15 protein-coding genes are annotated in these 13560 nt (G+C 67.3%); 11 read left to right on the plus strand and 4 right to left on the minus strand.

Annotated elements, in window-relative coordinates; genetic code table 11:
• Positions 1-43: 43 nt before the first annotated feature.
• Both D0Y85_RS10985 and D0Y85_RS10990 read left to right on the plus strand, forming a co-directional pair.
• A complete protein-coding gene (locus D0Y85_RS10985) occupies positions 44-2239 on the plus strand; it encodes a hypothetical protein (RefSeq protein ID WP_117310484.1) in 2196 nt (731 codons plus the stop codon).
• 80 nt (positions 2240-2319) lie between these two features.
• Positions 2320-2805 (plus strand): TspO/MBR family protein, encoded by a 486-nt coding sequence (locus tag D0Y85_RS10990; protein WP_117310485.1) that lies wholly within the window; start codon positions 2320-2322, stop codon positions 2803-2805.
• Here D0Y85_RS10990 and D0Y85_RS10995 read toward each other — a convergent pair.
• From D0Y85_RS10995 to D0Y85_RS11010, 4 genes are all read right to left on the minus strand, one after another.
• Positions 2802-3113, minus strand: coding sequence for a hypothetical protein (locus tag D0Y85_RS10995; RefSeq protein ID WP_032974675.1), 312 nt, complete (start codon positions 3111-3113; stop codon positions 2802-2804). The genes D0Y85_RS10990 and D0Y85_RS10995 overlap by 4 nt on opposite strands.
• A gap of 71 nt (positions 3114-3184) precedes the next feature.
• Entirely contained in the window at positions 3185-3868 is a 684-nt protein-coding gene (locus tag D0Y85_RS11000; RefSeq protein ID WP_117310486.1) for an NAD(P)H-binding protein, read from the minus strand.
• A gap of 19 nt (positions 3869-3887) precedes the next feature.
• Positions 3888-4562, minus strand: coding sequence for a ChrR family anti-sigma-E factor (locus D0Y85_RS11005; RefSeq protein ID WP_025874475.1), 675 nt, complete (start codon positions 4560-4562; stop codon positions 3888-3890).
• On the minus strand, positions 4559-5182 hold the full coding sequence (locus tag D0Y85_RS11010; RefSeq protein ID WP_117310487.1) for a sigma-70 family RNA polymerase sigma factor: 624 nt from the start codon (positions 5180-5182) through the stop codon (positions 4559-4561). Before D0Y85_RS11010 ends, D0Y85_RS11005 begins: the two co-directional genes overlap by 4 nt.
• A 144-nt stretch (positions 5183-5326) precedes the next feature.
• Between D0Y85_RS11010 and D0Y85_RS11015 the strand changes: the two genes are divergently transcribed.
• The 9 genes from D0Y85_RS11015 to D0Y85_RS11055 all read left to right on the plus strand — a co-directional run bounded on the left by D0Y85_RS11015 (position 5327) and on the right by D0Y85_RS11055 (position 13390).
• Positions 5327-6094 carry a hypothetical protein gene (locus tag D0Y85_RS11015; protein ID WP_117310488.1) on the plus strand — a complete coding sequence of 256 codons (768 nt, stop codon included), beginning with the start codon at positions 5327-5329 and terminating at the stop codon, positions 6092-6094.
• Positions 6095-6178: 84 nt separating this feature from the next.
• Entirely contained in the window at positions 6179-7135 is a 957-nt protein-coding gene (locus D0Y85_RS11020; RefSeq protein WP_025874472.1) for an acyl-CoA desaturase, read from the plus strand.
• A gap of 1 nt (position 7136) precedes the next feature.
• Positions 7137-8414 (plus strand): FAD-dependent oxidoreductase, encoded by a 1278-nt coding sequence (locus D0Y85_RS11025; protein ID WP_117310489.1) that lies wholly within the window; start codon positions 7137-7139, stop codon positions 8412-8414.
• Positions 8411-9178, plus strand: coding sequence for a DUF1365 domain-containing protein (locus tag D0Y85_RS11030; RefSeq protein WP_117310490.1), 768 nt, complete (start codon positions 8411-8413; stop codon positions 9176-9178). Before D0Y85_RS11025 ends, D0Y85_RS11030 begins: the two co-directional genes overlap by 4 nt.
• Complete coding sequence (locus tag D0Y85_RS11035) at positions 9175-10440, plus strand: cyclopropane-fatty-acyl-phospholipid synthase family protein (RefSeq protein WP_117310491.1); 1266 nt, start codon at positions 9175-9177, stop codon at positions 10438-10440. Before D0Y85_RS11030 ends, D0Y85_RS11035 begins: the two co-directional genes overlap by 4 nt.
• Before the next feature lies 1 nt (position 10441).
• Positions 10442-10984 carry a DUF2878 domain-containing protein gene (locus tag D0Y85_RS11040; RefSeq protein WP_117311913.1) on the plus strand — a complete coding sequence of 181 codons (543 nt, stop codon included), beginning with the start codon at positions 10442-10444 and terminating at the stop codon, positions 10982-10984.
• Positions 10981-11760, plus strand: a complete 780-nt coding sequence (locus D0Y85_RS11045) for a DUF1295 domain-containing protein (RefSeq protein WP_117310492.1) — start codon at positions 10981-10983, stop codon at positions 11758-11760. Before D0Y85_RS11040 ends, D0Y85_RS11045 begins: the two co-directional genes overlap by 4 nt.
• 5 nt (positions 11761-11765) lie before the next feature.
• Complete coding sequence (locus D0Y85_RS11050) at positions 11766-12842, plus strand: class I SAM-dependent methyltransferase (protein ID WP_117310493.1); 1077 nt, start codon at positions 11766-11768, stop codon at positions 12840-12842.
• A gap of 14 nt (positions 12843-12856) precedes the next feature.
• A complete protein-coding gene (locus D0Y85_RS11055) occupies positions 12857-13390 on the plus strand; it encodes a lipocalin family protein (RefSeq protein WP_032974662.1) in 534 nt (177 codons plus the stop codon).
• The last annotated feature ends 170 nt before the right edge of the window (positions 13391-13560 follow it).

Consider the following 13560-nt stretch of genomic DNA (forward strand, 5'->3'; position numbering starts at 1 on the left):
CATCTACGATAGTGATGGCCATCCCATTCCACGCCGAGGGTCCATGCCCCACTCCCTCGCCCGCCCGCAGCGATGGCGCCGTCACGGCCGCAAGCTGCTGCCGTACCTGCTGGGCCTGTATCTGCTGTACCTGTTGGCGGGCAATGTTTTCCTCAATACGCCGCTGTTCGACCAGGTCACCAATCGCAAGCCGCACAAGTTCGTGATGACCACTGGCCCGGCGATCACGCTGCTGCCGGGGCATGTCATCGCCTGGAATGTGCAGATGCGCGGCCACGTCAATCACACGGTGTATGTGCTGCGCGCGGACCGCGCCAGTGCACGCTTGGCATTGCTGCCGCTGTTCCAGCGCGAGGTGCGCGTGCCGTCGCTGCACGCGACCGGGGTGGCCGCCGAGATCGCGCGCGTGGAGGAGGCCATTCCCTCGCCCCCGCGCGGCGATCGCGGCTGGACGTTGCGGTTCGATGCCATTCATAGCGAAACCATCCGCAGCGTCCGCGTGGGCAAGCTGCTGATCGTTGGCCAGGGCAGCGGCACGGTCGGTTTCGTGAAGCAGCTGCGTGGTGGCCCTTCCGAACTGCTGGACTCGGAGGTGGCGTTCGCTGATGCCGACGTCAGCCTTGACGGCACCCAGCTGCTCGGCGACATGCAGTTGAAGACGCAGTTCTCCTACCCACGGCATTACCGCGACCAGGCACCCGGGCTGGCAAAGCTGGGGCTGCTGCATGCCTTGCTGGAGGTGCAGGCACGCAGCCAGGGCCTGCGCCTGGATACGGACACGCAACGTCCTTCCATCGCCAGCGCCGCAGTGCCGGGGCAGCTGCAGGCCGCGATCACCCTGGACCAGGGCGCGCTTCAGCCCGGCAGCCATGCGGTCTGGCGGGTTCCCCTGCAGATGGGAGCTGGCGCCCCCGATCGCGGAACGCTGGCAGTGCAGCTGGACGCCGCCCGCGATATCCGCCTGCAGGCGCGGTTGCCGCAGCGCGAGGGCACAGGCGCTGCGCTGGACGCGGATCTGACCATCACCGGGCGGCACATTCCATTCGCCGAACCCAGCGAGATGCTGGGCCGTACCTCCGGAACGGTCAAGGGCGAATGGACCTTCACCTCGCTCAACTGGATTCCCGCACTGTTCGTGCAGAAACCCTGGTTCCAGCTGCAGGGCGGTGGCGTGCTGCGCGCCGACCTGCGCCTGCAGAACGGCGAGCTGGCCGCTGGCAGCAGCGTCGACATTCCTGCAGCGCGGGCGGTGGCCGAAGTGGCCGGCGTGCACATGCAGGGAACGGCCAGCGCCCATGGCCAACTGCAGGCCGGGACGCCGACGCACGCCGTACTGGCAGTGAAGCTTCCCACGTTCAATGCGCGTGCAGGCGGCGCCAAGGGTGCCACGCTGTTCGATGGGCGCGACCTGGCACTGACGCTCACCGGTGACGGTCGCCTGCGCGAGCTGCGCAAGGGTGTGCGCGCGCAGCTGCGCTTCGATGACGCAAGCATTCCAGACCTCACCGCCTACAACCGCTACCTGGGCAACGGCCAGGTGCGGCTGCTGGGAGGCGCTGGCCAGGTGAGCGGCGACGTTGAACTGGATACACAGGGCCGGGTTGGCAATGGCAGTGTCCGCCTGCGCAGCCAACGCGCACGCCTGCAGGTGGCCGGGCTTGGCCTGCAGGGCGACGCCCGCGTTGATGGCAGGCTGCGGCGTGGCGATTTCAGCCAGCGCCGCTTCGATCTGGGCGGTAGCGTGATCGAACTGCGCAACGTGCAGGTGGGTGAGCAGCAGCGTTCACAGCCGTGGTGGGGCCGGGTCACCATCGCCCGCGGTGACATCGATGCGCAGTCACCCTTCCAGGTGGACGCACGCGCGGATCTTGCCATGCGCGACGCGGGCCCGCTGCTGGCGCTGTTTGCCGAGCGCAGCGATTACCCGCGCTGGGCATTGTCGCTGCTCGACTCCGGCCAGGTGGATGCGCATACCCGCCTGCGCTGGCGCGCCGGGCATCTGGTACTGGATGGACTGCAGGCGGAGAACGAGCGCCTTTCGCTGCGTGCGCGGCTGGATCTGCTGGACCAGCGCAAGCGTGGCGACCTCTACCTTCGCTGGGGCCTGCTGGGTGCCGGCATCGAGCTGGATGGGCAGCGCCGGCAATGGCACCTGGCCGGCGCGCGGGAATGGTTTGACGGTCGGCCCGCTCTGCTGCCGGCCCCGGCACAGGCTGGCGTCGGCGGAACGGCCGACTGAGCCGCAGGTTGCATCCAGTTGCGACGCCTTTACGTACAACGCACTACCGCAGTTGGCGATAGTGCAGGAGGAAAGACACCGTGAATGTCCGCAGGCAAGCAGTTGGCCTTCTGGGCTGGGCCATCGTCACTTTTCTGGCGGCCGCACTGGGCGCGCGTGCCTCGATCTCGGCAGCGGATTTCTACGCCAGCCTGGCGCTGCCGGCATGGGCACCGCCGGCCAGCGTGTTCGGTCCGGTGTGGACGGTGCTGTACGCATTGATGGCGCTGGCGGCGTGGCTGGTGTGGCGCCAGGGCGGATGGCGCGCGGCCGCGCCTGCGCTGGCACTCTTTCTGCTGCAGCTGGCCCTCAACGTGCTGTGGAGCTGGCTGTTCTTCGGCTGGAAACAGGGTGCGTTGGCGTTCGCTGACATCGCACTGTTGCTGGCGCTGATCGTGGCCACGATCATCGCCTTCCATCGCGTGCGTCCGGCGGCGACATGGCTGCTGCTGCCTTACCTGGCATGGGTGACGTTCGCCTGCGCGCTCAACTACGCAGTGTGGCAGGCCAATCCGGCCGTGCTTTAGCCGGGCAATGCCTGAGGGCCTTGCGCTGCGGGCCGCCACTGGCGCAGCGCGCTGCCCCTGAAGGCCTGCTCACCGCAGCCGGTCGGGCAGCGCAGTACACGCGCGGCAGACGTGCTGACAAGCCCATCGCCCTCCTGCGCCTTGAATACGACCTCGCAGCACAGGCAACGCGCCACCAGCGAATACAGATGGACGATGCGGCCGCTGCCGGGATCCTGCAGTGCGTTGACATCCAGCAGGTCGAAACGGCCGTTTTCAGGCGCTGGGCGCGATGGGCGAAGCAGGGAAGACGATGGCTGCAGGTTCACGTCGATGCGTCACAGAAGGATGAGCGACGACTGTAGTAGGCGCGATGTGCAGCAAATGTGCACCGCACCCATCAGGTTGCAGCAGCGCCACCCAGCCGGTTGATCTGCGCACATTCCAGCACCGGCGGCGGCTCCGGCATCGTCGCCAGCACGATCATCGCGCGGCCGATGGCTTCGTTGCTGGTCACCAGTGAGGGCAGGACGCGGCCCGCCGCCGCCATCAGGGGACCGCCAAAGCGATACAGCGGCTTCAACGACGCATGACGGGTGCCGGTCCCCGCCACTGGGCGCACCCCGGCGGGACGCAGCATGACGGTGCGCACCGCGAGGTGCGCCAACGCGGCCTCGGTCTCGCCCTTGATGCGCAGGGGCATGATCCGGCTGTGGGCATTGGCATGGGCGCCGGAGACATACAGGAACCGGCCGTCCGGATTCGCCTCGGCCCATGCTGCAGCCACGGCGAGGGTGGCATCGAGCGTCACCTTCCGATACTCGTCCTCGGCGGTGCCGACCGGCGGTGCTCCGGCACAATAGAAACACGCATCGAATCCGGCCAGCTGCGGGCCCACACCACGGGCATGCTGGAAATCAGCCAGCACGATCTGCTCGATACGCGCGTCAAGGGGGGCCTTGCCGCGGACCAGGGCAGCGGTGCGTGCCACCTGCGGCGAAGCGAGGCAGGCACGGGCAACGCCCTGCCCGACCAGTCCGGTCGCGCCGGTCAGCAGAATCCGCAGCGGGCGTGCTTCGTACATGCGTTGACCTTGAAGAAGCTTAGAGTTTCACGAAGCGCTGGATCCGGCGGGCCAGCCAACCACTGAATACCAGCGGCGCATCCAGCGCGGAAACGCAGATGCAGGGTACGCCCGGCGCCGTTACCGGCTGGTGCTCGACCTCCTCGTCCAGGTCGGCAACATCGCCGGGCGCGAACAGACCCAGCGCATCATTGTAGGAACCCCGCAGGATCTGTGTCAGTTCGCTGCGTCCATGGCTGTGCATCGGCAGGCATTTGCCCGGCGCGATCTTCAGCATGATCAGCGACGGCATCTGCTCGGCACGGATGCAATGCACTCCCGGCGCCATCCAGCGCCAGTGCAGCCGGCCCAGCGAATCGCCGAAGTACGGATGCAGCGACGTCGGCAGATGGTCCGGATCCGCCTCGGGGCGTTCGCGCGGCATCGACCGTAGCGGGCCTGGCACCGCGTCGGCCTGGACCTCGACGAGCTGGGCAAGCATCGCTTCGCGCAGGCCCGCCCGCCGCGCCTCGTCCGCCACGGGCTGGGTCTGCTCCAGCAGTGCGGCTCCGATGGCCTCCGCTTCGCGCAGCCGCTGGCGGCAGTGCGGGCACTGCTCCAGATGGGTGCCGGCGACGATGCTCAACGGTGCCGGCAGAGCACCGGCGGCGTAGCTCATCAGCGTCGACTCATGCAGGTGGTGGTGCGGATTCATGGTGCACCCCCGACCTTGGACTGCAACTGCAGGAACGCTCGTCGCAGGTGTGATTTGACCGTGCCCAGCGGCATGCCCAGCGCCTGCGCGATCTCGCTGTGGCTCTTGGCCTCGAAGTAGGACATGCGAACCAGGCGCGCCTGCGTGGCCGGCAGTTCATTGATGCGCTGGCGCAGGCGGGCATGGTCGGCAAACTGCTCGGCGCTGCTGCGCTCGCCGACGTCGGCGGCAGCGGCGTCTTCCACCGCTTCCTGCACCTGCATCCAGCTGCGTTCGCGACGCACGCGGTCGATGTGCAGGTTGCGGCCGATGCGATACAACCAGGTGCTCAGCGCACCTTGGGCAGGATCGAACTCGGCCGCGCGCAGCCACAGGCGCAGCAGGCATTCCTGGGCCAGCTCCTCGGCCACCGCTGCGGGTGCCCCAAGGCCACGCAGATAAATGCACAGGCGCGGCATGAAATGGTCGTAGATGCGCATGAAGCAGTCACGATCGCGCAGCCGGGCGACGCCATCCATCTCGCCGTTCCAGTTCGTTGGCTCGTTGCTGGGCTGCTGTGAACTGGACACGATCCGCACGGTGTCGAAGGGATGGGAGGGACTGGCGGGAGGACGGTACATCGGCGGGGGCTGCCGTTGGGTGAAGAGGAGTCCTTCCCTCTACGCGCGACGGCGCCCGTTGGATGCACCCGGGATGGGTGCCAACGTGCATCCAGCCGGCGCCGTCGCGCGTACAGGCCCGCAAGCCTCCCATGGATCGCCCCGATGCGTCTTGCCTGGTTGCTGCTCTGCATGCCCTGCGCCGCTTCGGCCGCCCCTCTTCTGCGTTCGGAGGGCGTGGCCACCCTGGCCAACGGAGTCATTGCCTACCGCGAAGTGCATTGGCAGCGCGGCGCCGGCGATGGCAGCGAACGCTGGGTGGAATACCTTTGCCCTGCGGGCCAACCTTTCGCCCGCAAGCAGATGCCCGCCGCCACCCGGCCGCAGATGCGGGGCTATGTGCTGCAGGACGCCCGCAGCGGCCAAGCGGCCGATGTGAGGGTCGGCCCCGGCGTGGTCCGGGTCGACTGGAAGGAGGACACGTCCACGCCTTCCCGAACCAGGCAGCTGCCGCTGCCCCCGGATGCCGTGATCGACGCCGGCTTCGATGCCGCCGTGCGGGCCCACTGGCGCACGCTGCAGGGTGGAGCGTCGGTCAGCCTGCCTTTTCTGGTGCCCGGCCGGCAACGCTTCTACCCCGTGCAGGTGCAGTACCAGGGCCCGGTGCGCTGGCAGGGGCTTTCCGCCCATGCGGTGAATGTCCGCCTTGATACCTGGTTCGGCGCGGTGGCCCCACGTCTGTCGCTGGTCTACGCCGATGCTGATCGCCGCCTGCTCGAGTTCCGTGGTACCAGCAACCTGCGCGATGCACGTGGCGATTATCCGCAGGTGACCGTGCGCTTCGCCGCGCCCGCAACCGAGCAGCCGGAGCAGCGCTGGCGCACTGAGCTGCAGCGACCGCTGGTAGCGCGCTGTGGTGTTACGACCAGGTGAACATTCAGCCCGTTGCAATCCACTGCATCCAACCTGCACTGCAACGCGTAGAGGTAGGCAATCGACTCCCTCGGGCTTCCGTCCATGGCATCCGCAGCGCCTCCACTCCGCAGACGTTCGCGCCTGTTGCGCACCTTCCAGCGCTGGTTCGACACCGATGCCGGAAGCGAAGCGGCGATCGACGGCAGCCAGGGTGACCGCATCGACTGGCTGCGCGCCCTGCCCTTCGCGCTGCTGCACGTGGCCTGCCTCGGGGTGATCTGGGTGGGCGTGTCCTGGACAGCGGTTGCCGTCGCCGTGTTCCTGTACGCGATCAGGATGTTCGCCATCACCGCGTTCTATCACCGCTACTTCTCGCACCGGACGTTCGAGGCATCGCGCACCGTGCAGTTCGTGTTCGCGGTCATCGGCGCCGCCAGCGTGCAGCGTGGCCCGCTCTGGTGGGCAGCGCACCACCGCCACCACCACCGCCACGCCGATCAACCGCAGGACCCGCATTCCCCGCGCCAGGGCGGGTTCTGGCGCAGCCATATGGGTTGGTTCCTCACCCGTAGCGCCTTTGCCACCGATCTGCAGCGCATTCCCGATCTGGCCCGCTACCCCGAGCTGCGCTGGCTGGACCGGTTTGACACCGTGGTTCCGGTGTTGCTGGCCGCTGCGCTGTATGGTGTGGGTGCGGTGCTCGAGCGTGTGGCGCCAGGCCTGCATACCTCCGGCCCGCAGCTGCTGGTCTGGGGCTTCTTCATCTCCACCGTGGTGTTGTTCCACGCCACGGTCACCATCAACTCGCTGGCGCACCGATTCGGCCGGCGCCGCTTCGAGACCCGTGATGACAGCCGCAACAACCTCTGGCTGGCGCTGCTGACCTTCGGCGAAGGCTGGCACAACAACCATCACTTCTTTCCCGGCACCGCCCGCCAGGGCTTCCGCTGGTGGGAGATCGACATCAGCTGGTATGGCCTGCGCGCAATGGCTGCGCTCGGCCTGGTGAAGGGCCTCAAGCCGATCCCGGCCTGGGTACTGGCCAAGGCGAGGCACTGACATGCGTATCGCAGTCATCGGTTCCGGCATCGCGGGTCTGGCCAGCGCGTGGTGGCTGGACGGCGAGCATGACGTCACCCTGTTCGAGGCCAACGACTACCTGGGCGGCCACACCCACACCCACGAGGTGACGGTGGACGGCCGCAGGATGGCGGTCGACACCGGGTTCATCGTCTTCAATCCGCAGCATTACCCGCTGCTGTCGGCGTTGTTCGACGAACTTGGCGTGGACTCGCAGCCCACCACGATGAGTTTCTCGATGCACAGCGAGCGCAGCGGCGTGGAGTACAACGCCACATCGCTGGATGGCCTGTTCTGCCAGCGCCGCAACCTGCTCTCACCGCGTTTCTGGGGAATGCTGGCCGACCTGCGGCGCTTCTATCGCGACGCGCCCCTGCTGCTGGGCGAGGAGCACGGCCCCACGCTGGGCCAGTACCTGCACAGCCAGCGCTATGGCGAAGCGTTCGTGCAGGAGCATCTGCTTCCGATGGCCTCGGCGTTGTGGTCCTCGCCGACCGCGCAGGTGCTCGACTTCCCGGCGCGTTACCTGGTGCAGTTCATGGCCAACCACCAGATGCTGCAGATGACCGGGCGCGCGCCCTGGCGCGTGGTCAAGGGCGGCTCGGCGCGCTACGTGGACGCCCTGCGTGCGCGCTGGCGGGTGCATGAGCGGCTGGAATGCCCGGTGCATGCGGTCGAGCGCATGCCCTGGGGCGCACGCGTACACACCGCAACCGGCATTGAAGGCTTCGATGAAGTGATCCTGGCCTGCCATAGCGACCAGGCCCTTGCCCTGCTGGCCGACGCCGATCCGATCGAGCATGCGGTGCTCGGCGCGATCCGCTACCAGCCCAACGAGGCCGTGCTGCACACCGACGCCTCCGTGCTGCCCGCCAACCGCAAGGCGTGGGCGGCCTGGAACGCGCATGTACCGCGCGATCCCACCGCACCCTGCACGGTCAGCTACTGCATGAACCTGTTGCAGGGGCTGCCCGGTGAGACGCCGCTGGTGGTGACCCTCAACCGCAGCGAGGCCATCGATCCGGCCAAGGTGCTGCGCCGTCTGCATTACGCGCATCCGGTGCATGATCCGGCTGCGGTGGACGCGCAGCGGCGCTGGGCCGAACTGCAGGGCCGAAGGCACACCTGGTTTGCGGGTGCCTATTGGGGCTGGGGCTTCCATGAAGATGGAATCCGCAGTGCCCGCCGCGTAGTGGATGCGCTGCAGCTGCGCAATGCCGGCGCGCCGCCTCCCCTGCAGGTGGAGGTGGCCGCATGAGCGCCAGCGCCCTCTACTTCGGGCAGGTGGTGCACCGCCGGCACCATCCACATCCGCATGCCTTCCGCTACCCCATCGCGCAGCTGCTGCTGGACCTGGACGAGTTGGACCAGGTCTTTGCCGGGCGCTGGCTGTGGTCGGTCGGGCGCCGCAACCTGGCAGAGTTCCGCCGCAGCGACTATCTCGGCGATCCCAAGAAATCGCTTGCAGACGCCGTGCGTGACCATGCCGCGACCGTGCTGGGGCGGCGCCCGGACGGCCCGGTGCGGCTGTTGGCGCACCTGCGCTTCGGTGGCCACGTGTTCAATCCGGTCAGCTTCTATTACTGCTATCGGGCCGACGGCAGTACCCTGGACTGCATCGTCGCCGACATCACCAACACACCCTGGAAGGAACGGCACGCCTATGTGCTGCCTGTTGAAAGTGCACAGCCACAGGGGCGCGCCCTGCGCTGGCAGTTCGACAAAGCCTTCCACGTTTCCCCCTTCATGCCGATGGATTGCCGCTACGACTGGCGCTTCACCGCGCCCGGCGATGACCTGCGCGTACATATGCAGGTCTGGCGCGACGGTGTCCGACAGTTCGATGCCACCCAGGCCATGCAGCGACGCCCGCTCGATGGCCGCGGCCTGGCCCGGGTACTGGCGTTCTACCCGTTGATGACCGTGCAGGTGGTCGCCGCCATCCACTGGCAGGCACTGCGCCTATGGCTGAAGCGCAATCCCGTGCATGACCACCCCGCTCTTGCCGAGAAACCGCGATGAACGAGCTGAATCCTTCCGTTGCCCTGCCCCGCCCCGGCGCGGTGGACGTATTCCTGCGCCGGAGGCTGCTGGCGGTACTGGCGCCGCTGCGCGAAGGCGGGCTGCGGGTACGCGATCCCTTGGGCGAGGTCATCCTCGGTGATCATGCCGGCGCACTGCAGGCCACGGTGACCATCAGCGATATGGCGTTCTACCGCAAGGTGGCCGCGCAGGGCAGCGTCGGCGCGGGTGAGAGCTACATCCACGGCGATTGGCACTGCGATGACCTGGTGGCCCTGGTGCGGCTGCTGGTACGCAACCGCGACCTGCTGGATGGTATGGAACGCGGGCCGGCGCGGATCGGTGGCTGGCTGCTGCGCGGCTGGAACCGCCTGCGGCGCAACAGCCGCGAAGGCAGTCGCCGCAACATCGCCGCCCACTACGATCTGGGCAATGATTTCTTCGCGCTGTTCCTTTCGCCGGACCTGATGTACTCCTCGGCAGTGTTCAGCGCTGCCGGCGACTCGCTGGAAACCGCCTCGCGCCGCAAGCTGGACCGCATCTGCCAGCAGCTGCAGCTGCAGCCCGGTGATCGCGTCGTCGAGATCGGCACCGGCTGGGGCGGGTTCGCCCTGCATGCCGCTCAGCACTACGGCTGCCATGTGACCACCACCACCATCTCCGCCGAACAGCACGCGCTTGCCGCCCAGCGTGTGGCCGAGGCGGGCCTGCAGGAGCGCGTGACCCTGCTGATGCAGGACTACCGTGATCTGCAGGGCCAGTTCGACAAGCTGGTGTCGATCGAGATGATCGAGGCCATCGGTGCCGAGTATCTGGACACCTACATGGCCACCCTGCAGCGGCTGCTGAAGCCCGATGGCGTGGCCCTGCTGCAGGCCATCACCATCGAGGACCAGCGCTACGAGCAGGCGCGTCGCAGCGTGGACTACATCAAGCGCTTCGTGTTTCCCGGCAGCTTCATTCCCTCGATCAACGCCATCCTGGCCGCCAAGACCCGGGCCTGCGACCTGCAGCTGATCGCCCAGCAGGATTTCGGCCACTCCTATGCCCTCACCCTGCGCGCCTGGCGGCAGCGCTTCCTGGCGCAGTTGCCGGCGGTACGTGCGCAGGGTTTCGATGACCGCTTCTGCAGGCTGTGGGAGTTCTATCTGGCCTACTGCGAGGGTGGCTTCCTGGAGCGCTCGATCGGCGTGTCCCATCTGCTGCTGGCACGGCCGGGCTACCGTCCCGAAACGGACGTCCATGGCCAACGGGACGGCTGACATGCGCCGCACCTGGGTCAACGTGATCGGCAACCAGCTGGTATGGCTGTGCGCCGTTGCCGGTGCCGGCCGCGGCTGGCAATGGCCGGCCCTGCTGTCGGCCACGCTGTATGTAGGGAGCCAGTTGCTTGCCTCACCTCGGCCACGCCTGGAGCTGCGCCTGCTGTTGCTCGCGCTGGGGTGTGCCTGGCTGGTGGATGGCAGCGCTGCAGCCAGCGGTGCTGTGCAGTACGCCGCCGCACCGCTTGGATGGGTGCCGCCACCGTGGATTTTCGCCCTGTGGGCGGCCTTTGCGATGACGCTGACGGCGTCGATGGCGTTCCTGCAGCGGCACTGGCTGCTGCCGGTGGCCCTGGGCCTGCTGGCGCCGCTGGCGTATCTGTCCGCGGCGCGGGGTTTCCAGGCCGTACATTTCACCGCCCCGGCCTGGCTGGGCGTGGCAACGCTGGCGCTGGGCTGGTGCGTGGCGCTGTCGCTGCTGTGCGCCGTCGCCCGTCGCGGAACGCCCAGCAATCGTGACACCCCATTGATCGGAGCCGCCTGATGAACATTCTGTGGTGGGTACTGCTGTACGCCGTGCTGATCATGGCCTGGGGCTGGGCCTGGCAGCGCAGGCACCGCAACATCGGCATCGTCGATGTGCTGTGGGCAAAGGGCGTGGCGGCAGGCGCGCTGCTGCTTGCATGGCTGGGCGATGGCGCGCTGCAGCCACGCATCGCACTGGCGGTACTGGGTGGCCTGTGGGGAAGTCGTCTCGCCCTGCATCTATGGCGCCGCGTACGCAGCGAGGAAGAAGACGGTCGCTACCGCTATCTGCGCGAACACTGGCGCGGCCACCAGGGCAGGATCTTCGGCTTCTTCATGGCACAGGCGCTGCTGGTGGTGCTGTTTGCGCTGCCGTTCACGGCCGTGGCTGGCAATCCCCACAGCGACATGCCTGGCTGGATCGCAGCGGCGGTCGTCGTGTGGCTGCTCAGCGTGGGCGGCGAAGCACTGGCCGACCGTCAACTGGCGCGCTTCCGTGCCGACCCGGCGAACAGGGGCCGGACCTGCCGCCAAGGACTGTGGCGGTACACGCGCCATCCCAATTACTTCTTCGAGTGGCTGCACTGGTTCACCTATGTACTGCTGGCAGCCGGCTCACCCTTGTGGTGGCTGGCCTGGTCCGGGCCGGTGCTGATGTACGTGTTCCTGCGCTACCTCAGTGGCGTTCCCTTCACCGAGAAACAGGCGCTGCGCAGTCGAGGCGATGACTATCGCGACTACCAGCGCAGTACCCCGATGTTCTTCCCCTGGTTTCCGCGCAGCCCCAAGGAGTGATCCCGATGAACAGCACCCCGTCCCTTGCTCCGGTTGCCGATACGGAAGCCGGCCTTACCGGTTGGGCCGAGCGTGGCTGGCTGCCCGATGCGGCGCTGCGCGCGGGCATACGCCGCCTGTGTGCGCAACGCCTGGCCGAGGAGTCGAGCGGCAGCATGGAGGAGCAGGCGCAGCGCTTCAGCCGCCGTATCGCCGAGCTCGCTGGCAGCCCACTGGCACTGCACGTGGATGCGGCCAACCGCCAGCATTACGAGGTGCCTGCCGCCTTCTTCCAGGGCTGCCTGGGGCATCGCCTGAAGTACAGCAGCTGCTACTACCGCACCGGCAGCGAGACGCTGGACCAGGCCGAGGATGCGATGCTGGAGCTGTACGGGCAGCGCGCCGGATTGGCCGACGGCCAGGGCATTCTTGAGCTGGGCTGCGGCTGGGGCTCGCTGACGCTGTGGATGGCCGAGCGCTACCCGAACGCGCGCATCACCGCCGTGTCCAACTCGCACAGCCAGCGCAGCCATATCCTGGCGCAGTGCGAGGCGCGCGGGCTCGGCAACGTCGAGGTACTCACCCGGGACGTCAACCAGCTGGACCTGCCTGCCGCTGCATTTGATCGCTGCGTGTCGGTGGAGATGTTCGAGCACGTCCGCAACTACGACCGCCTGCTGGGCCGCATTGCCCGTTGGCTGAAGCCGGACGGTGCGCTGTTCGTGCACATTTTCGCCCATCGCACGCTGATGTATCCGTTCGAGACCGAGGGCGACGACAACTGGATGGGCCGGCATTTCTTCACCGGCGGCCTGATGCCGGCAGCGGACACGCTGCTGCACTTCCAGCGCGACCTGGTGCTGGACCAGCGCTGGCTGCTGGACGGCACGCACTACCAGCGCACGGCCAACCATTGGCTGGCCAACCAGGATGCCGCCCGTGAACAGCTGCTGCCGGTGCTGGCACAGACCTATGGCGACGAAGCGGCGGCACGCATCTGGTGGCAGCGCTGGCGCATGTTCTGGATGGCATGCGCCGAATTGTTCGGCTACGACGACGGCCAGCAATGGCTGGTCGCCCACTACCTGTTCCGCCCGCGTTGAAGGAGACCGCCCTCATGCGTATCGCATCGCTGTTCCCGCTGCTGGCCGTTGCCCTGTTCGGCGCAGGCTGCAGCAGCCACGACACCCGCCCCATCCCGCTGCCTCCGAAGGTGGACGTGCCGCGCTTCATGGGCGACTGGTACGTCATCGCCCATATTCCGTCCCGGCCCGAGCGCGAGGCCTTCGACGCGGTGGAAAGCTACGCGCTGCAGGCCGATGGCCGCATCCAGACCACTTTCACCTATCGCAAGGGCAGCTTCCAGTCGCCACAGAAGTCGATGCACCCGGTGGGCCGTGTGGAAAAACACGGCAATGGTGCGGTCTGGGGAATGCAGTTCATCTGGCCCATCCAGGCCGAATACCTGATTGCCTGGCTGGATGAGGGCTACACCCAGACCATCGTGGCTCGCAGCAAGCGTGACTACGTGTGGTACATGGCGCGCACGCCGCAGGTGAGCGAGGCGGACTACCAGCAGGCGGTCGCCCGCATCCAGGCAATGGGATACGACACCGGCAAGCTGCGCCGTGTGCCGCAGTCGGTGCGCTGACCCTGCGCGAAGCGATGCTGCAGAACAGAATGATGCAAGCGCCGAATCGGCCGTTGCCCCATGAATGGGGGAATATAGGGCTGCCCGCCCTTTCACGGATTATCAATCCTGCTTTATGTGATTAATATCACTTAAAGACATTTACTCCCATGCAATAAAGGCGGCGAAGA

Origin of the sequence: Stenotrophomonas sp. G4, from assembly GCF_003428825.1 — a bacterium.
In the GTDB taxonomy this organism is placed as follows: domain Bacteria; phylum Pseudomonadota; class Gammaproteobacteria; order Xanthomonadales; family Xanthomonadaceae; genus Stenotrophomonas; species Stenotrophomonas indicatrix.